The sequence below is a fragment of the Streptomyces sp. bgisy159 genome (genome assembly GCF_965341775.1).
Classification (GTDB): Bacteria; Actinomycetota; Actinomycetes; order Streptomycetales; family Streptomycetaceae; genus Streptomyces.
Genome location: NZ_CBDQZH010000008.1, coordinates 119,948 through 137,658 on the forward strand (window position 1 = coordinate 119,948; position 17,711 = coordinate 137,658).

General features: G+C 73.1%; 22 protein-coding genes. 1 reads left to right on the forward strand and 21 read right to left on the reverse strand.

Annotation, left to right across the window (positions count from 1 at the left end):
- Nucleotides 1-71: 71 nt before the first annotated feature.
- The 11 genes from lgt to hisI all read right to left on the reverse strand — a co-directional run bounded on the left by lgt (nt 72) and on the right by hisI (nt 9,048).
- Nucleotides 72-1,199 carry a prolipoprotein diacylglyceryl transferase gene (gene lgt, locus ACSLTV_RS10990; RefSeq protein ID WP_435612037.1) on the reverse strand — a complete coding sequence of 376 codons (1,128 nt, stop codon included), beginning with the start codon at nt 1,197-1,199 and terminating at the stop codon, nt 72-74.
- Nucleotides 1,200-1,281: 82 nt separating this feature from the next.
- Nucleotides 1,282-2,061: a DsbA family protein gene (locus ACSLTV_RS10995; RefSeq protein WP_435612038.1), complete on the reverse strand. Its 780-nt coding sequence runs from the start codon at nt 2,059-2,061 to the stop codon at nt 1,282-1,284.
- A gap of 71 nt (nt 2,062-2,132) precedes the next feature.
- A complete protein-coding gene (trpA, locus tag ACSLTV_RS11000; protein ID WP_432135989.1) occupies nt 2,133-2,951 on the reverse strand; it encodes a tryptophan synthase subunit alpha in 819 nt (272 codons plus the stop codon).
- Complete coding sequence (gene trpB, locus ACSLTV_RS11005; protein ID WP_432135988.1) at nt 2,948-4,231, reverse strand: tryptophan synthase subunit beta; 1,284 nt, start codon at nt 4,229-4,231, stop codon at nt 2,948-2,950. The genes trpA and trpB overlap by 4 nt, the downstream gene beginning before the upstream one ends.
- A gap of 57 nt (nt 4,232-4,288) precedes the next feature.
- Complete coding sequence (trpM, locus tag ACSLTV_RS11010; protein WP_432135987.1) at nt 4,289-4,537, reverse strand: tryptophan biosynthesis modulator TrpM; 249 nt, start codon at nt 4,535-4,537, stop codon at nt 4,289-4,291.
- Nucleotides 4,538-4,558: 21 nt separating this feature from the next.
- Nucleotides 4,559-5,368: an indole-3-glycerol phosphate synthase TrpC gene (gene trpC, locus ACSLTV_RS11015; protein WP_432135986.1), complete on the reverse strand. Its 810-nt coding sequence runs from the start codon at nt 5,366-5,368 to the stop codon at nt 4,559-4,561.
- Between the two features lie 138 nt (nt 5,369-5,506).
- Nucleotides 5,507-5,923, reverse strand: coding sequence for a DUF2752 domain-containing protein (locus ACSLTV_RS11020; RefSeq protein ID WP_432135985.1), 417 nt, complete (start codon nt 5,921-5,923; stop codon nt 5,507-5,509).
- 87 nt (nt 5,924-6,010) lie between these two features.
- Nucleotides 6,011-6,268, reverse strand: coding sequence for an HGxxPAAW family protein (locus ACSLTV_RS11025; RefSeq protein ID WP_432135984.1), 258 nt, complete (start codon nt 6,266-6,268; stop codon nt 6,011-6,013).
- 161 nt (nt 6,269-6,429) lie between these two features.
- Nucleotides 6,430-7,089 (reverse strand): TIGR02234 family membrane protein, encoded by a 660-nt coding sequence (locus ACSLTV_RS11030; protein ID WP_435612039.1) that lies wholly within the window; start codon nt 7,087-7,089, stop codon nt 6,430-6,432.
- 52 nt (nt 7,090-7,141) lie between these two features.
- On the reverse strand, nt 7,142-8,635 hold the full coding sequence (locus ACSLTV_RS11035; protein ID WP_432135982.1) for an anthranilate synthase component I: 1,494 nt from the start codon (nt 8,633-8,635) through the stop codon (nt 7,142-7,144).
- Nucleotides 8,636-8,646: 11 nt separating this feature from the next.
- Nucleotides 8,647-9,048 (reverse strand): phosphoribosyl-AMP cyclohydrolase, encoded by a 402-nt coding sequence (gene hisI / locus ACSLTV_RS11040; RefSeq protein WP_432135981.1) that lies wholly within the window; start codon nt 9,046-9,048, stop codon nt 8,647-8,649.
- A gap of 83 nt (nt 9,049-9,131) precedes the next feature.
- On the opposite strand from hisI, the gene ACSLTV_RS11045 reads away from it, so the two are divergent.
- The gene (locus ACSLTV_RS11045) at nt 9,132-9,767 is read left to right on the forward strand and encodes a TIGR03085 family metal-binding protein (protein WP_432135980.1); all 636 of its coding nucleotides are present in this window, start codon (nt 9,132-9,134) and stop codon (nt 9,765-9,767) included.
- Nucleotides 9,768-9,776: 9 nt separating this feature from the next.
- On the opposite strand, the gene ACSLTV_RS11050 is transcribed toward ACSLTV_RS11045, so the two are convergent.
- From ACSLTV_RS11050 to hisD, 10 genes are all read right to left on the reverse strand, one after another.
- The gene (locus ACSLTV_RS11050; protein ID WP_432135979.1) at nt 9,777-11,024 is read right to left on the reverse strand and encodes an MFS transporter; all 1,248 of its coding nucleotides are present in this window, start codon (nt 11,022-11,024) and stop codon (nt 9,777-9,779) included.
- A 20-nt stretch (nt 11,025-11,044) separates the two neighbouring features.
- Nucleotides 11,045-11,635, reverse strand: a complete 591-nt coding sequence (locus ACSLTV_RS11055) for an ArsR/SmtB family transcription factor (protein ID WP_432135978.1) — start codon at nt 11,633-11,635, stop codon at nt 11,045-11,047.
- A 127-nt stretch (nt 11,636-11,762) separates the two neighbouring features.
- Nucleotides 11,763-12,518: an imidazole glycerol phosphate synthase subunit HisF gene (gene hisF, locus ACSLTV_RS11060; RefSeq protein ID WP_432135977.1), complete on the reverse strand. Its 756-nt coding sequence runs from the start codon at nt 12,516-12,518 to the stop codon at nt 11,763-11,765.
- A 13-nt stretch (nt 12,519-12,531) separates the two neighbouring features.
- The gene (locus ACSLTV_RS11065; RefSeq protein WP_432156612.1) at nt 12,532-12,927 is read right to left on the reverse strand and encodes a RidA family protein; all 396 of its coding nucleotides are present in this window, start codon (nt 12,925-12,927) and stop codon (nt 12,532-12,534) included.
- Nucleotides 12,928-12,943: 16 nt separating this feature from the next.
- Nucleotides 12,944-13,666 (reverse strand): bifunctional 1-(5-phosphoribosyl)-5-((5-phosphoribosylamino)methylideneamino)imidazole-4-carboxamide isomerase/phosphoribosylanthranilate isomerase PriA, encoded by a 723-nt coding sequence (priA, locus tag ACSLTV_RS11070; RefSeq protein WP_432135975.1) that lies wholly within the window; start codon nt 13,664-13,666, stop codon nt 12,944-12,946.
- Nucleotides 13,663-14,316 (reverse strand): imidazole glycerol phosphate synthase subunit HisH, encoded by a 654-nt coding sequence (hisH, locus tag ACSLTV_RS11075; protein ID WP_432135974.1) that lies wholly within the window; start codon nt 14,314-14,316, stop codon nt 13,663-13,665. The genes priA and hisH overlap by 4 nt, the downstream gene beginning before the upstream one ends.
- On the reverse strand, nt 14,316-14,480 hold the full coding sequence (locus ACSLTV_RS11080) for a hypothetical protein (RefSeq protein ID WP_432135973.1): 165 nt from the start codon (nt 14,478-14,480) through the stop codon (nt 14,316-14,318). The genes hisH and ACSLTV_RS11080 overlap by 1 nt, the downstream gene beginning before the upstream one ends.
- 4 nt (nt 14,481-14,484) lie before the next feature.
- A complete protein-coding gene (gene hisB, locus ACSLTV_RS11085) occupies nt 14,485-15,078 on the reverse strand; it encodes an imidazoleglycerol-phosphate dehydratase HisB (RefSeq protein WP_432135972.1) in 594 nt (197 codons plus the stop codon).
- Nucleotides 15,075-16,196 carry a histidinol-phosphate transaminase gene (locus ACSLTV_RS11090; RefSeq protein ID WP_432135971.1) on the reverse strand — a complete coding sequence of 374 codons (1,122 nt, stop codon included), beginning with the start codon at nt 16,194-16,196 and terminating at the stop codon, nt 15,075-15,077. The genes hisB and ACSLTV_RS11090 overlap by 4 nt, the downstream gene beginning before the upstream one ends.
- The gene (hisD, locus tag ACSLTV_RS11095) at nt 16,193-17,518 is read right to left on the reverse strand and encodes a histidinol dehydrogenase (protein ID WP_435612040.1); all 1,326 of its coding nucleotides are present in this window, start codon (nt 17,516-17,518) and stop codon (nt 16,193-16,195) included. Before hisD ends, ACSLTV_RS11090 begins: the two co-directional genes overlap by 4 nt.
- Nucleotides 17,519-17,711 lie beyond the last annotated feature (193 nt).

A 17,711-nucleotide genomic window follows, 5' to 3' on the forward strand; every position in this document is an offset into this window, starting at 1 on the left:
GGCGCCCGGGGCCCTCCGCGCGGCTGCCGCCGCCCTGGGCCCGGACGCCCTCTCAGCCGTGGAACCGGCGGTCAGCTCTTCCCGCTGGCCGACTCGGCCTCGTCCTTCTTCTCCCCGGCGGAGGCACCGTCGGCGTCCCGCGCGGCTTCCGTCTCCTTCTCGACGTCCGCGTCCGTCCTGCCGAGGTCCGTCTTCTTGCCGAGATCCGGCTTCTCCTCGGCGCCGGTCTTCTTCGCGGCGCCGGTCTTCTTCCCGCCGTCGGCCTTCTTCCCGCCGTCGGTCTTCTTCGTGGCGTCCGGCTCGACCTCGACGTCCGTCGTCGCTTCGGTGTCCGCCGTCTTCTTCGTCGTCCCGGCCGCTTCCCCGGCCGGAGCGTCGTCGGCGGCGCCCGGTTCGACGATCTCCTCACGGCCCGGCCGCTTCCTCGCCGAGATCACGATGTACGCCACCGCCAGCAGGAACACGAACAGCGCGGTCCAGTTGTTCAGCCGCAGCCCGAGGATGTGGTGGGCGTCGTCGACCCGCATGTACTCGATCCAGAACCGGCCCGCGCAGTACGCGGCGACGTACAGCGCGAAGGCCCGCCCGTGACCCAGCTGGAAACGCCGGTCGGCCCAGATGACCAGCAGCGCGACACCGATGCACCACAGCGACTCGTAGAGGAACGTCGGGTGGTAGTAGCCCGGCACCCGGCCGTCCGCGGCGGAGGTGATGTGCAGGGCCCAGGGCAGGTCGGTCTCCCGGCCGTACAGCTCCTGGTTGAACCAGTTGCCCCAGCGCCCGAACGCCTGGGCGAGCGCGATGCCGGGGGCCACGGCGTCGGCGTAGGCGGGCAGCGGGATGCCCCGGCGCCGGCAGCCGATCCACGCGCCGACCGCGCCGAGGGCGATCGCGCCCCAGATACCGAGTCCGCCCTCCCAGATCTTGAAGGCGTCCACCCAGTTCCGGCCCTCGCTGAAGTACAGCTCGTAGTCGGTGATCACGTGGTAGAGCCGGCCGCCGAGCAGGCCGAAGGGCACCGCCCAGACGGCGATGTCGGCCACCGTGCCGGCCCGTCCGCCGCGGGCGACCCAGCGTTTGTTGCCGAGCCAGACCGCGACGAAGACACCGATGATGATGCAGAAGGCGTAGCCGCGCAGCGGAAGCGGTCCGAGGTGCACGACCCCGCGCGACGGGCTGGGAATGTAGGCAAGTTCCATGGCAAGGTCGACGCTACCGTGCCCCGCCGAACCCGGGGCAGGCGGCCCGGCTACGGCTCCATAACGGGGACGGCCGGTGCGCTCACCCCTGGGCGGCCTCCTGCACCATCTTCTTCAGCTTGGCCGGGGTCATCGTCTGGTCCTGGTAGATGTTCTTGCCGTTGAAGAGCACGGTCGGGGTGCCGGTGAAGCCGCCGCTGCGGAACGCCTCGTTGGACTTGGCGACCCAGCTGTTGTGGGTGCCCTGCTCGACGCAGGCGCGGAAGGCCGGGGTGTCCAGGCCGTCGACCTTGCCGGCCAGTTCCAGCAGGCGGGCGTTGTCGCTGAACGCGTCGTCGGTCTCCGCGGGCTGGTTCTCGTACAGCACGTCGTGGTACGCGGTGAACTTGCCGGCGTCCTGGGCGCAGGCGGCGGCGTTGGCCGCGTTGCGCGAGCCGGAGCCGCCCATGTTGCCGTCGATGATCGTCGCCAGGTGGTACTCCACCTTGAGCTTGCCGGCCTCGGTCAGCTCGTGGACCGTCGAGCGGTAGGTGTCCTCGAAGTTCTTGCAGGCCGGGCAGCGGAAGTCCTCCCACACCGTGAGCGTGGAGCTGGCTCCGGCCTCGCCGACCGGGATGGCCAGGGCGTCCTCGCCCTGCGCGCCCGAGGGCGCGACGACCGGACCGGCCGCGTTCTCGCCGCCGTCGTCCTTGCCGGCGTTCGCGGCGACGACGCCGATCACCGCCGCCAGGCCCAGCACGCCGACGACGCTCGCCCCCACGATCAGTGTGCGCCGGCGCTTCTCGGCGGCCTTCTGCTTCTCGCGCTCGGCCGCCAGCCGTTCCCGGGCGGTGCGCTTTCCCTCACGGTTCTTCTCGCTCACACCCCGGAAACGAACCGGGGAGGCGCACCGTGCCTCCCCGGTCCAAGGTCCACCCCTTCGGGTGATGTCGCTCAGGCGTCGCCGCGTACGCCCTTGGCCAGCGCGTCCGCGAGTTCCCGGACGGCCCGCAGGCCGGCCGCCTCGTCGGGCGCGTCGAGCATCCGCTTGACGAACGCCGAGCCGACGATCACACCGTCGGCGAAGCCGGCCACCTCGGCGGCCTGGCCGGCGTCGGAGACGCCGAGGCCGACGCAGACGGGCAGCGCGGTGCCGGTGGCCCGGGTGCGCGCGACCAGGTCCTCGGCCTGCGCGCCCACCGACGCGCGGGTACCGGTGACCCCCATCAGGGAGGCGGCGTAGACGAAGCCGCTGCCGGCCGCGGTGATCTCGCGCAGCCGCTCGTCCCTGCTGCTGGGCGCCACGACGAAGACCGTCGCGAGGCCGTGCTTCTCGGCGTGCTCCCGCCACAGCGCCGACTCCTGCACGGGCAGGTCGGGCAGGATGCACCCGGCGCCGCCCGCCTCGGCCAGCTCGGCGGTGAACCGCTCGACGCCGTAGCGGTCGATGGGGTTCCAGTACGTCATGACCAGGACCGGCTTGCCGGTCGCCGCGAACGCCTCGCGGACCGTGCGCATCACGTCGGCGATCTTCACGCCGCCGCGCAGGGCGATGTCGTCGGCGGTCTGGATGACGGGTCCGTCCAGGACGGGGTCGCTGTGCGGCAGCCCCACCTCGACGACGTCGGCGCCGGCGTCCAGGACGGCCTTGACCGCCTCGATGCCGCCGTCGACGGTCGGGAAGCCGGCCGGCAGATAGGCGATGAGCGCGGCGCGTCCCTCCGCCCTGGCGGCGGCGAGGGTGTCCGACAGCAGCTGCGTGTTCCCGCTCACTTGGCGTCCCCCTCGATCTCGGCGGTGTCGGCGGCGTCGGCCGCCACCTCGGCGTCGGTGTCGTACAGGCCGAAGTACCGGGCGGCCGTGTCCATGTCCTTGTCGCCGCGGCCGGACAGGTTGACCACGATCAGCCCCTCGGGGCCGAGTTCCCGGCCGATCTCCAGCGCGCCGGCCAGCGCGTGCGCGGACTCGATGGCCGGGATGACGCCCTCGGTGCGGGACAGCAGGCGCAGCGCCTGCATGGCGGCGTCGTCGGTGACGGCCCGGTACTCGGCGCGGCCGCTGTCCTTGAGGTAGGCGTGCTCGGGGCCGATGCCCGGGTAGTCCAGGCCCGCCGAGATCGAGTACGGCTCGGTGATCTGGCCCTCCTCGTCCTGGAGAACGTAGGAGCGGGAGCCGTGCAGGATGCCGGGCTCGCCGACGGTCAGGGTGGCCGCGTGCTCGCCGGTCTCCACACCGTGTCCTGCCGGCTCGCAGCCGATGAGGCGGACGTCCGCGTCGGGGAGGAAGGCGTGGAAGAGGCCGATCGCGTTGGAGCCGCCGCCGACACAGGCGACGGCGGCGTCGGGCAGCCGGCCGGCCCGCTCCAGGAGCTGGCGGCGGGCCTCGACGCCGATGACCCGGTGGAAGTCGCGGACCATGGCCGGGAAGGGGTGGGGGCCGGCGACGGTGCCGAACAGGTAGTGCGTGCGGTCGACGTTGGCGACCCAGTCACGGAACGCCTCGTTGATGGCGTCCTTCAGGGTGCGGCTGCCGGACTTCACGGCGATGACCTCGGCGCCGAGCATCCGCATCCGGGCCACGTTCAGGGCCTGCCGCTGCGTGTCGATCTCGCCCATGTAGATGGTGCAGTCGAGGCCGAACAGGGCGCAGGCGGTGGCGGTGGCGACGCCGTGCTGGCCGGCGCCGGTCTCGGCGATGACGCGGGTCTTGCCCATGCGCTTGGTGAGCAGGGCCTGGCCGAGCACGTTGTTGATCTTGTGGGAGCCGGTGTGGTTGAGGTCCTCGCGCTTGAGGAACACCCGGGCGCCGCCGGCGTGTTCGGCGAACCTCGGGACCTCGGTCAGCGCGCTGGGCCGGCCGGTGTAGTTCACCAGCAGGTCGTCGAGCTCCCGGGCGAACTCGGGGTCGTTCTTGGCCTTGTCGTACTCGACGGCGACCTCGTCCACGGCGGCGACGAGGGCCTCCGGGATGAACTTGCCGCCGAAGGCGCCGAAGTAGCCCTGGGGGCTGGGGACCTGGCCGTCCGGGTCAGGGATGAAGAAGGTGCTGGGCATGCGGAAACCTCACGGTGAGAGTGTGCGGGACACAGTTCGCCGTGGGGGCAGGGATGATCAGCCGGTGGCGCCGCACTGGTGGCGGGTCGCACCCGTGCGGCATCGGCCGCGCGTCGAACAGAACCCCGCGCCCCTGGCGGGGCGCTGCCATCGACGGCCGTTGACCTGGCCGGGTTCGTCTCCGATGACGTACCGGACCCTGCGGCCGTGCACGCGCCGCGCGGGCGCGCGGCAGCCCCGGGGCCGGCAGCCGCGCGCGAGGCGGGCGTACGGGTCCCGGGCCGTCAGAGCCGTCAGGGTGGTCATCGCAGCACAGCTTAGCGAGGATCAGTCCCGGCCGTGGCGCAGAGCCGGATGTTCGCCCGCCGCCACCAGGTCGGCGACCGCGGTCTTCGGGTCGCGGCCGGTGACCAGGGACTCGCCGACCAGGACCGCGTCGGCGCCCGCGTTGGCGTAGGCGATGAGGTCGTGCGGGCCGCGGACGCCGGACTCGGCGACCCTGACGATGCCCGCCGGGATCTCCGGGGCGACGCGCTCGAAGGTGGAGCGGTCGACCTCCAGGGTCTTCAGGTTGCGCGCGTTCACGCCGATGATCTTGGCGCCCGCGTCGACCGCGCGGTCCACCTCGTCCTCGTCGTGCACCTCGACCAGCGGGGTCAGGCCGATGGAGACGGCACGCTCGATCAGCGACTCCAGGGCCGGCTGCTCCAGCGCGGCCACGATCAGCAGCGCGAGGTCGGCGCCGTACGCGCGGGCCTCCCACAGCTGGTACGAGGTGACGATGAAGTCCTTGCGCAGCACGGGAATGTCGACCCGGGCGCGCACGGCCTCCAGGTCGGCCAGCGAACCGCCGAAACGGCGCTGTTCGGTGAGGACGGAGATGACGGCGGCGCCGCCCGCTTCGTAGTCGGCGGCCAGTCCGGCCGGGTCGGCGATGGCGGCCAGCGCGCCCTTGGACGGGCTGGAGCGCTTGACCTCGCAGATGACCTTGACGCCGTCGCCGCGCAGCGCCGCGACGCCGTCCTTGGCCGCGGGTGCCTTGGCCGCGCGCTCCTTGAGCTCGTCGAGGCTGACGCGCGCCTGCCGCTCCGCGAGGTCGGCCCGGACTCCGTCGATGATCTCGTCGAGCACACTCACGCGAGCGGCCCCCTTCCTGACGGTGGACAGTTCAGCGACCGCGGGTCGGCCCATGGTCACTGCGATGGTATCCGCCGCGGGGCGCGCGCCCCGCATCCGCCCGGCACGGGTCCCACCACCTGGACATTCACGCCGTCCTCACGGATGCAGCCAACCGCCGAAGGGCAGGTTGCGGACCACGGTGAAGACCAGCAGGAACGCTCCGGCGCCCCACAGCGGCACCGGGCCGGGGTCGATCCGCAGCGGCCGTCCGCGTGCGGCGTGGACCACCCAGACGGTCCACAGCACCGCGAAGCCGAGGAGGCCGAGCACGCCGACGATGTTGTCCTGGAGCGCGGCGGTGAGGTCGCCGTGCGCGAGGGCGTGCGCGCCGCGCAGTCCGCCGCAGCCGGGACAGTAGACACCGGTGGTGGTCAGCAGCGGGCAGGCCGGGTAGTGGCCGGGCTGGTTCGGGTCGACCGTCGCCACGTAGGCGAAGGCCCCGGCGACGGCCGCGAGGGCGCCGAGGGGGAGGGCGAGCCGGACGGACGGACGGGAGGGGATCACGTCTCGCATTCTGCCCGGTGCGGTTCCGGACGGCGCCGAGGGGCGGCCGGTCGGGGGACCGGCCGCCCCTCGGGGAGCCGTGACGAGCCGGGGCGGTCAGCCCTCGACGGCGGCGGGCTCGCGCGTGGCGGCCTGCTTCGGCCGGGGCGCCGCGCCCACGTCCTTCGGCTGGCCCAGGCCCATGGAGCGCATGATCATGCCGACGACACCGCCCAGCAGCACCACCGCCATGCCCGCCCAGAAGCCCACGGGGTTGGCCATCACCATGAACGCGCCCGCGACGCAGAAACCTATGAAGGCGATGATGACACCGGTCCAGGCGGCCGGGGTGTGACCGTGGCTGCTGCCCGCCATTGCTTGCTCCTCGTTGCTTCGTGTGGGTCTGAGCGGGACGCTCGTTGCGTCCATTGTCCCGTACGGGTGCGCGTGCCGGACGCGGGGGTCGCCTCCGGTTGACGTCTGATGCGCCACACCGGCACGGCCGGACCGGGCCGGCCGCCGCTGCCGGTGCGGGCTCAGGCGGGATCGGGGTCGGGACCGGTGGGGTCCTCGCCGCGGTCGAGCGCCTTCCACATCTCCTCGGGGCGCTCCGGGTCGGCCGGGCGGGCCGTGCGGCGCGGCCGGGGGGCGCCGCCGCGCTCGTAGCGGCCGGACATGGCGGGCCACAGCCGGCCGTAGCGCAGGGCGAGCAGTCCGGCCAGGAGGATCAGGGCGCCGCCGGCGGCCGCGGCGTACGGCCAGGCGGTGTGGGTGAAGGCGGCCACCGTGGCGGAGGTGTCGCCGGAGGCCTTGGCGGCCTGCTGGTCGAGCGCGGAGCTGTCGGAGGCCCCGAGCAGCGCGGCGGTGACGATGCCGGCGCCGGAGAGGGCGAGCAGCGCGGAGACCATGAGACGGCCGGTGCGGCGCACGGCGAAGACGGCGACGAGGGCGGCCAGGCCCACTATGGCGAGCGCCGCGGGGACGCCGGTGACGTCACTGCCCCTGGCGGTCAGCGGGAAGGCGCCGCCGGCCACCGTCGCGGTGCCCTCCGCCCAGCGCTGCCGGGTGGCGAGCAGCGCGAGGGCCGCGCCGAGCGCCCCGGCCGACAGGGCGACGGCGAGGGTGCGGCGGCCGGTCCGCGCGGACGCGGCGGCGGGTTCGGAACGGGGGTGAGGTACGGCAGTCACGTACTCCACTATCGCCTGAACCCCGGGCGAACCGGCACCCGGGGCCGACGTGATACGCGCCCTATCTCCCGAGCCGGCCCGCGCTGTGCACGGCGCGCAGCACCGCGGCCGCCTTGTTGCGGCACTCCTGGTCCTCGGCGACCGGGTCGGAGTCGGCGACGATGCCGGCGCCGGCCTGCACGTAGGCGGTGCCGTCGCGCAGCAGCGCGGTGCGGATGGCGATGGCGGTGTCGGAGTCGCCGGCGAAGTCCAGGTAGCCGACGCAGCCGCCGTACAGACCGCGCCGGGACGGCTCCAGTTCGTCGATGATCTGCATCGCGCGCGGCTTGGGCGCCCCGGAGAGGGTGCCGGCCGGGAAGCAGGCGGTGAGGACGTCGAAGGCGGTGCGGCCGGCGGCGACCCTGCCGGTGACGGTGGAGACGATGTGCATCACGTGCGAGTAGCGCTCGACGGACATGAAGTCGACGACCTCGACGGAGCCGGGCTCGCAGACCCGGCCCAGGTCGTTGCGGCCGAGGTCGACGAGCATGAGGTGCTCGGCGCGTTCCTTGGGGTCGGCGAGCAGTTCGTCGGCGAGGGCCTGGTCCTCGGCCGGGGTGGCGCCGCGGTGCCGGGTGCCGGCGATGGGGTGGACCATCGCGGTGCCGCCCTCGACCTTCACCAGCGCCTCGGGCGAGGATCCGACGACGTCGAAGGCCGTTCCGTCCTCGTGGGGGAAGCGGAACAGGTACATGTACGGCGACGGGTTGGTGGCCCGCAGGACCCGGTAGACGTCGAGGGCGCTCGCGGTGCAGGGGGTCTCGAAGCGCTGGGAGGGGACCACCTGGAAGGCCTCGCCGGCCCGGATGCGCTCCTTGATGTCCTCGACGGCCGCCTGGAAGTCCGTCCCGCCCCAGCGGGCGGTGTACTCGGGCAGTTCGGAGGGCGGCAGGACGGCGGGCGGCTGGGCGACCGGGCGGGAGAGGTCGGCCTCCATGGCGTCCAGGCGGGCCACGGCGTCGGCGTAGGCCTCGTCGACGCCGGTGTCCAGGTCGTTGTGGTTGATCGCGTTGGCGATCAGCAGGACCGAGCCCTCCCAGTGGTCCATGACGGCGAGGTCGCTGGTGAGGAGCATGGTCAGCTCGGGCAGCCGCAGGTCGTCGCGTTCGCCGGGGCCGATCTTCTCCAGGCGGCGCACGATGTCGTAGCCGAGGTAGCCGACCATGCCGCCGGTGAAGGGCGGCAGGCCCTCCTGGCGGGGGGTGTGCAGGGTCTCGACGGTGGCGCGCAGGGCGGCCAGCGGGTCGCCGTCGACGGGGACGCCGACGGGCGGGGCGCCGAGCCAGTGGGCCAGGCCGTCACGGGAGGTGAGGGTGGCGGCGCTGCGCACGCCGACGAAGGAGTACCGGGACCACGAACGGCCGTTCTCCGCGGACTCCAGCAGGAAGGTGCCGGGGCGCTCGGCCGCGAGCTTGCGGTAGAGCGCGACGGGGGTGTCGCCGTCGGCGAGGAGCTTGCGGGTGACCGGGATGACGCGCCGGTCGGTGGCCAGCTTGCGGAAGGTGTCGAGGTCCATGGCGGCTGACCTTACTGATCGTCGGCGGCCGGGCCGCCGTGGTCGTCCTCGCGCAGCACGTCGGCGTCGAAGCAGGTGCGCGCTCCGGTGTGGCAGGCGGCGCCGACCTGGTCGACCTTGACCAGGACGGTGTCGGCGTCGCAGTCCAGGGCGACGGACTTCACCCACTGGAAGTGGCCGGAGGTGTCGCCCTTGACCCAGTACTCCTGGCGGCTGCGGGACCAGTAGGTGCACCGGCCGGTGGTCAGGGTGCGGTGCAGCGCCTCGTCGTCCATCCAGCCGAGCATCAGCACCTCGCCGGTGTCGTACTGCTGGGCGATGGCGGGCAGGAGGCCGTCGGGGCTGCGCCGGAGGCGGGCGGCGATCTCCGGGTCGAGGCTGCTGGGCCGTGGGGTGCCGGTCGTGCTGGTCATGACGGCCATTGTGCCGTGCGCCACTGGCGGTGACGGCGCGGCGTCCACTGGGCGGACCGCGGCCGCGGTCGTAGGCTGACGGTATGTCGACCTTCGCCAAGCGTGAACGGCTCCTGCTCGCCGACCTCTTGGAGACCGCCGGTCCCGAGGCCCCGACCCTCTGCGAGGGCTGGCAGACCCGTGATCTGGCCGCCCACGTGGTGGTCCGCGAGCGCCGTCTGGACGCGGCCGGGGGCCTCCTCCTCAAGCAGCTCGCTCCCCGGCTGGACCGGGCGATGGAGGAGTTCGCCGGAAAGCCGTACGAGGAGCTGATCCAGCTGATCCGTACCGGTCCACCCCGTTTCTCGCCCTTCCAGCTCAAGCAGATCGACGAGATGTCGAACACGACGGAGTTCTACGTGCACGCCGAGGACGTGCGCCGCGCGCAGCCTGACTGGACGCCGCGCGAGCTGGACCCGGTGTTCCAGGACGCGCTGTGGTCCCGGCTGGAGCGCACCGCGCGGCTGATGGGCCGGGGCGCGCCGACCGGGCTGGTGCTGCGTCGCCCGGACGGCCGTACGGTGGTCGCCGACCGGGGCACCCCGGTGGTCACGGTGACCGGCGAGCCCTCCGAACTGCTGCTGTTCCTGTACGGCCGGCAGGACGCCGCCAAGGTGGATCTGGACGGCGAGCAGGAGGCCGTGGAGCGGCTGCACGGCAGCAAGCAGCTCGGCATCTGAGCCGGTGACTCAGCGGGGCAGTTCCGCGCGCCGCAGGTCCCGGACGCCCAGGACGACGGCCCCGCCGAGCCCGCTCACCGCCGCGCAGGCCGCGAAGACCGGGCCGGTGCCCCACTGCGCGACGCTCCAGCCGACCACGGGGAAGGTGAGCGGGGCGACGCCGAAGCCGACCAGGGTGGAGACGGCGGTGACCCGGCCGAGGTAGGCCGCGCCGGCCCGGGTCTGCACCAGCGCGCCGCACAGGGCCCCGGACAGCCCTGCGGTCAGACCGACGACCAGGGCGACGCCGACGGCGGCGGGGACGCCCGGTACCCGGGCGAGGGCCGCGACGGCACCCGCCGAGAGCAGGGTCACCGTCCCGGTCACGACGCCGGCGCGGGGCACCCGGCCGCGCCAGGTGAGCAGCAGCGAGGCGGCCCCGGCGCCGGTGCCGAACCCGGCGAGCACCAGGCCGAGGCCGGCCGAGCCCCAGTGGCGCTGCTGGGCGAGGAGGGTGAGCCCCAGGTTCATCGGGCCGACGAAGCCGAGGTCGTTCAGGGCGGCGGCGAGCACGAGCGGGCGCAGTACCGGATCCCGCCGGACGTGCCGCAGCCCGTCCCGCAGCTCGGCCAGGGCCCGGTCGCGGGGCCGGACGTCCTGCGGGGCGAGCCGGCGCACGCGCACCCCGAGCAGCAGAGGCAGGGACACGCCCATCAGGAGGGCGGCGAGGCCGAAGGCGCCCGCGGTGCCGCCCAGGGCGACCCCGAGGCCGCCCAGCGGGCCGCCGAGGACGTTCGCGAGGCGGACGGCGAGGCCCCGCATGCCCTGGACCCGGGCGAGCTGCCCCGGACCCGCGATCCGGGCGGGCAGGGCGCCGGCGGCGGGCAGGAACACCGCGTCGACGACGCCGAACAGCACGGCCACCGCGCCCAGCACCCACAGCCCGGGGCTGGTGGCGAAGAGCAGCCCGGCCGCCGCGAGGACCAGCGCGCAGCGCACCGCCGTGCTGCCGAGGACCACCCGGCGCGGACCGTACCGGTCGGCGACGACTCCCCCGCCGAGCATCAGCAGGGCGCGCGGCAGCGCACTGGCGGCCGTGACCAGCCCCGCCTGCGCGGCCGTACCGGACTGCACGGCGGCCCAGGACAGGGCGATGTAGTAGACGTTGTCGCCGACGGCCGAGGAGGCGAACCCGCCGAGCCAGCGCAGGACGTCGGGGTCGCGGTGGGCGGCGCGCTCGCTCTCCGGGGCGGCCGCGGCCGTGAGGGTCGAAGGCATGGCCGGTTCTCCTCGGGTCCTCAGGGGCGGAACGGGAACGCGTACGTGTGCACCGCGACGTTCTCGCGGCCCTCGGTGTCACCGGCGGCCTCGGCGGCCCGGCCCCGCTCCTCGTACCTGCGGACGAGGGCGAGCATGTCCTTGTCGAGCTCGGCGAGTTCGTCCGGGGTGAGCCGCAGGAGGGACTCGGAGGACTCGGCGGCCGTGTTCCACGCGGCGCTCCAGTGGGCGCGCTCGTCGAGGAAGCGGCGGTACATGTCGGCGCGCTGCTCGAAGAAGAGCCGGCTGGCGGCGGTGCGCGCGGCCGCCTTCTCGGGGGCGTCGCGGAAGTCCTCGTCGCGGATGCTGACGCCGTCCGAGGCGGGCTGCCACCAGCGTTCCCGGGCGTCCGCGCTGCGCGGCTCGGCCTCCTCGATCAGACCGTGCTCGGCGAGCTTGCGCAGGTGGTAGCTGACCAGGGAGACGGCCTCGTCCACCTGTTCGGCGAGCTGGGAGGCGGTGGCGGCGCGCGCGATGGTCAGGCCCCGGTAGAGCTGCATGCGCAGTGGGTGGGCGAGTGCCTTGAGCGTGCCCAGGTCGGTGATGCGGCGGTCTCTCTCCTTGTCCGTCATGCCGCCACCGTAGATTACGAAAGAAAAATTGCGCAACCGATTTTGCGCAACTTCTCTTTCTCATCAGGGCGGCGAAAAGCCCCGGCCGTCCACCGGCCGGGGCTCACGGCTCACGCCGGGCGAGCGGTCACCGCACCGGGTGGCCCGCCTCGCGCAGTACCTGCTTGACCTCGCCGATCCGCAGGTCGCCGAAGTGGAAGACCGACGCCGCCAGCACCGCGTCCGCGCCCGCCTCGACGGCGGGCGGGAAGTCGGCGAGCCGGCCGGCGCCGCCGGAGGCGATCACCGGGACCGTGACGTGCTTGCGGACGGCCCGGATCATCTCCAGGTCGTAGCCGTCCTTGGTGCCGTCCGCGTCCATCGAGTTCAGCAGGATCTCGCCCGCGCCCAGTTCGGCGGCCCGGTGCGCCCACTCGACGGCGTCGATGCCGGTGCCGCGGCGGCCGCCGTGGGTGGTGACCTCGAAGGCACCCGACTCGGTGCGCCGGGCGTCCACGGACAGCACCAGCACCTGGCTGCCGAACCGCTCGGCGATCTCCCGGATCAGCTCCGGGCGGGCGATGGCGGCGGTGTTGACGCCCACCTTGTCGGCGCCGGCCCGCAGCAGCTTGTCGACGTCCTCGGGGGAACGCACCCCGCCACCGACCGTGAGCGGGATGAACACCTGCTCGGCGGTGCGGCGCACCACGTCGTACGTCGTCTCGCGATCGCCCGAGGACGCGGTGATGTCCAGGAACGTCAGCTCGTCGGCGCCCTCGGCGTCGTACACCTTGGCCATCTCGACGGGGTCGCCCGCGTCGCGCAGGTTCTGGAAGTTGACGCCCTTGACGACCCGGCCGTTGTCCACGTCCAGGCAGGGGATGACTCGGACCGCCAGGGTCATGAAACCGGCTCCTCTAACGTCCTCTGAATGCTTCTACTTCTACTTCGACCAGGATGCGCGGGTCGACGAAACCGTCGACGACCAGCAGGGTCGCCACCGGGCGCACGGAGTCGAACAGCTCCTTGTGCGCGCGGCCCACGGCGTCCACGTCCCGGGCGTGGCTCAGGTACATGCGGGTACGGATCACGGACTCGACGCCGAGCCCGAACTCCGCGATCGCCTCGACGGCACCGGTGAACGCCACCTTCGCCTGCTCGTACGGGTCGCCCTCCCCGTACAGCACCGACCCCCGGAAAGACGTGGTGCCGCCCACCAGTACCCGGTCGCCCACCGCGACGGCACGGGCGAAACCGAAGGACTCCTCCCAGGGACTTCCACTCTGCACGCGCCGCACGGCTTCGGACGTCATGACACCGTGTCCCTTTTCAAGATGTAGCCTCCAGGGCCTCTTCCAGAGTGAACGCCTTCGCGTACAGGGCCTTCCCGACGATGGCGCCCTCGACACCGAGGGGCACCAGACCGGCCAGGGCGCGCAGGTCATCCAGGGAGGACACCCCGCCGGACGCCACGACCGGCCGGTCGGTGGCCGCGCAGACGTTCCTCAGCAGTTCCAGGTTGGGGCCCTGGAGCGTGCCGTCCTTGGCGATGTCGGTCACCACGTAGCGGGCGCAGCCCTCGCGGTCCAGGCGCGCCAGCGTCTCGTAGAGGTCGCCGCCGTCCCGGGTCCAGCCGCGGCCGCGCAGGGTGGTGCCCCGCACGTCGAGACCGACGGCGATCTTGTCGCCGTGCTCGGCGATGACCTTGGCGACCCACTCGGGGCTCTCCAGGGCCGCGGTGCCCAGGTTGACCCGGGTGCAGCCGGTGGCCAGGGCCGCGGCCAGCGTGGCGTCGTCACGGATGCCCCCGGACAGCTCCACCCGGATGTCCATCGCCCGGGTCACCTCGGCGACCAGCTCCCGGTTGTCGCCGGTGCCGAAGGCGGCGTCCAGGTCCACCAGGTGCAGCCACCGCGCACCGGACCGCTGCCAGGCGAGGGCGGCCTCCAGGGGGGAGCCGTACGAGGTCTCGGTGCCGGACTCGCCGTGCACGAGGCGGACGGCCCGGCCGTCACGGACGTCGACGGCGGGGAGGAGTTCGAGCGTGCTCACAGGGTTCCGATCCAGTTGGTGAGGAGCTGGGCGCCGGCGTCGCCGGACTTCTCGGGGTGGAACTGCGTGGCCCACAGCGCGCCGTTCTCCACGGCGGCGACGAAGGGCTTGCCGTGCGTCGACCAGGTCACCTTCGGGGCGTGCAGCAGCGGGTTGTGGATCTCCAGGGTCCAGTCGTGGACCGCGTAGGAGTGCACGAAGTAGAACCGGGCGTCCGCGTCGAGGCCGGCGAAGAGTTCGGAGCCGGCCGGGGCGTCCACGGTGTTCCAGCCCATGTGGGGCACGACGTCGGCCTGCAGCGGCCCGACCGTGCCGGGCCACTCGTCGAGGCCCTCGGTCTCCACGCCGTGCTCGATGCCGCGCGCGAACAGGATCTGCATGCCGACGCAGATCCCCATCACCGGGCGGCCGCCCGCCAGACGCCGCTCGACGATCCAGTCGCCGCGGGCCTCCTTCAGGCCCTTCATACAGGCGGCGAACGCGCCGACGCCGGGCACCAGCAGCCCGTCGGCGTTCATCGCCCGGTCGTAGTCGCGGGTGATCTCGACGTCGGCGCCGGCGCGCGCGAGGGCGCGCTCGGCGGAGCGGACGTTGCCGAAGCCGTAGTCGAAGACGACGACGTTGCGCCTCTTTCCGGCGGGGCCGCTCATCAGTTCCACACCTCCAGCCGCATGGCGCCCGCGACGAGACACATCGCGGCGCCGATCGAGAGCAGCACGATCAGGCTGCGGGGCATCTGCTGCTTGACGAAGGAGATGATGCCGCCGACCAGGAAGAGACCGACGACGATCAGGGCGGTGGACGTGCCGTTCATGGCTTTACAGCGCGCCCTTCGTCGAGGGGAGGATGCCGGCCGCGCGCGGGTCGCGCTCGGAGGCGTAGCGCAGGGCCCGCGCCAGCGCCTTGAACTGGCACTCCACGATGTGGTGCGCGTTGCGCCCGTAGGGCACGTGCACGTGCAGCGCGACCTGCGCCTGGGCGACGAACGACTCCAGGATGTGCCGGGTCATGGTGGTGTCGTACTCGCCGATCATCGGCGCCATGTTCTCCGGCTCGGTGTGCACCAGGTAGGGGCGGCCGGACAGGTCGACGGTGACCTGGGCGAGGGACTCGTCCAGCGGGACCGTGCAGTTGCCGAACCGGTAGATGCCCACCTTGTCGCCGAGGGCCTGCCGGAACGCCGCGCCGAGGGCGAGGGCGGTGTCCTCGATGGTGTGGTGCGAGTCGATGTGCAGGTCGCCCTCGGTCTTCACGGTCAGGTCGAACAGACCGTGCCGGCCGAGCTGGTCGAGCATGTGGTCGTAGAAGCCGACGCCGGTCGAGACGTCGACCCGGCCGGTGCCGTCGAGGTTGATCTCGACGAGGACCGAGGTCTCCTTCGTGACCCGCTCCACGCGTCCCACGCGGTTCATGCGCTCTGCTCCTTCTTCAGTTCACGGACCGCGTCGAGGAACGCGTCGTTCTCCTGCGGGGTGCCGGCGGTGACGCGCAGCCACCCCGGTACGCCGTTGTCCCGGACCAGGACCCCCCGGTCGAGGATCTTCCGCCAGACGGCGTGCGCGCCGCCCTCGCCGTCGAACCGCCCGAACTGCACGAAGTTGGCGTCGGACGCCGTGACCTCGTACCCGATCGCGAGCAGTTCGCTCACCAGGCGGTCCCGCTCGGCCTTGAGCTGCTCCACGTACTTCAGCAGCGTCCCGGTGTGCTCCAGGGCGGCCAGGGCGGTCGCCTGGGTGACGGCCGACAGGTGGTACGGCAGCCGTACGAGCTGGACGGCGTCCACGACCGCCGGGTCGGCGGCGAGGTAGCCGAGGCGCAGCCCGGCCGCGCCGAACGCCTTCGACATGGTGCGCGAGACGACGAGATTCGGCCGTCCTTCGAGCAGCGGCAGCAACGAGCCGCCGTGGCTGAACTCGATGTACGCCTCGTCCACGATCACCATCGACGGCTTCGCGGCCTGCGCCGCCTCGTACAGCGCGACGACGGTCTCCGGCGGGACGGCGGTGCCGGTGGGGTTGTTGGGGGTGGTGACGAAGACGACGTCCGGGCGGTGCTCGGCGATGGCGGCGCGGGCCGCGTCGAGGTCGATGGTGAAGTCGTCGTGGCGCGGCCCGGAGATCCAGCCGGTGCCGGTGCCGCGCGCGATGAGCGCGTGCATCGAGTACGACGGTTCGAAGCCGATCGCGGTGCGGCCGGGCCCGCCGAAGGTCTGCAGCAGCTGCTGGATGACCTCGTTGGAGCCGTTGGCCGCCCACACCTCCGCCGGGCCGACCCGGTGGCCGGTGGTGTCGGTCAGGTACTCGGCGAGCCGGGTGCGCAGCTCGACCGCGTCCCGGTCGGGGTAGCGGTTGAGGTGGCGGGCGGCCTCGCGGACCCGCTCGGTGATCCGCTCGACCAGCGGCTCGGGCAGCGGGTAGGGGTTCTCGTTGGTGTTCAGCCGTACGGGGACGTCCAGCTGGGGGGCGCCGTAGGGGGACTTGCCGCGCAGCTCGTCCCGTACGGGCAGATCGTCGATCCTCACGTCGCTCACTTGCTCTCGGGCACCTTCCAGCCGAACCTCGCCTTGATCGCCGCGCCGTGCGCGGGCAGGTCCTCCGCCTCGGCCAGCGTCACCACGTGGTGCGCGACGTCGGCCAGCGCGTCCTCGGTGTAGTCGACGATGTGGATGCCGCGCAGGAAGGACTGCACGGACAGCCCGGAGGAGTGGCAGGCGCAGCCGCCGGTGGGCAGCACGTGGTTGGACCCGGCCGCGTAGTCGCCGAGGGAGACGGGCGCCCACGGGCCGACGAAGATCGCGCCCGCGTTGCGCACCCGGTCGGCCAGGGCGGCGGCGTCGGCGGTCTGGATCTCCAGGTGCTCGGCGCCGTACGCGTCGACGACCCGCAGTCCCTCCGCCATGCCGTCGACCAGGACGATCGCGGACTGCCTGCCGCTCAGCGCGGGCACGATCCGGTCGTCGACGTGCTTGCTGGCCGCGACCTGCGGCGCCAGCTCCTTCCCCACCGCCTCCGCGAGCGCGGCGGAGTCGGTGACCAGGACGGCGGCGGCGAGCGGGTCGTGCTCGGCCTGGCTGATCAGGTCGGCGGCGACGTGCGCCGGGTCGGCGGTGTCGTCCGCGAGGATCGCGATCTCGGTCGGGCCGGCCTCGGCGTCGATGCCGATCTTGCCGGTGAAGTAGCGCTTGGCGGCGGCGACCCAGATGTTGCCGGGGCCGGTGACCATGTCGGCGGGCGGGCAGGACTCGGTGCCGTGGGCGAACATCGCGACGGCGGTGGCTCCGCCGGCCGCGTACACCTCGTCGACGCCGAGCAGGGCGCACGCGGCGAGGATCGTCGGGTGCGGCAGGCCGCCGAACTCCGCCTGCGCCGGCGAGGCCAGCGCGATGGACTCGACTCCGGCCTCCTGCGCCGGGACGACGTTCATGACGACGGACGACGGGTAGACGGACCGGCCGCCCGGCGCGTACAGCCCGACCCGCCCGACGGGAACCCACTTCTCGGTCACTGTGCCGCCGGGCACGACCTGCGTCGTGTGGGGCGTACGGCGCTGCGCGCGGTGGACGAGACGGGCGCGGCGGACGGACTCCTCCAGGGCGGCGCGCACCGCGGGGTCGAGTTCCGCCAGGGCGCGGGTGAGGGCCTCGGGCTCCACGCGGACCCGGTCGAGCCGGACTCCGTCGAACTTCTCCGCGAAGTCGATCAGCGCCGCGTCGCCCCGATGATGCACGGCCTCGCAGATCGGACGCACCTTCTCCAGGGCGGCCGAGACGTCGAAGTCGGCTCGGGGCAGCAGGTCGCGCAGGGCGGGGCCCTCGGGAAGGGCGTCGCCGCGCAGATCGATTCGGGAGATCACGGTGCCAATTCTCGCAGACCCCGGTCGGGAGCCGGGGGCGCAGTCCAATGGCTGATACAGAAGGTGGCCGGAATCCGGAAGGCGTCCCTCACTCCTTGTGTTCGGCAGGTCACTCAGCGGGCATGAACGCCAGTGCGAAACAAAGGGCCGCGGGAGGCGGACCGAAGAGTGAGGGACCCCCGGGGAGGAGGTG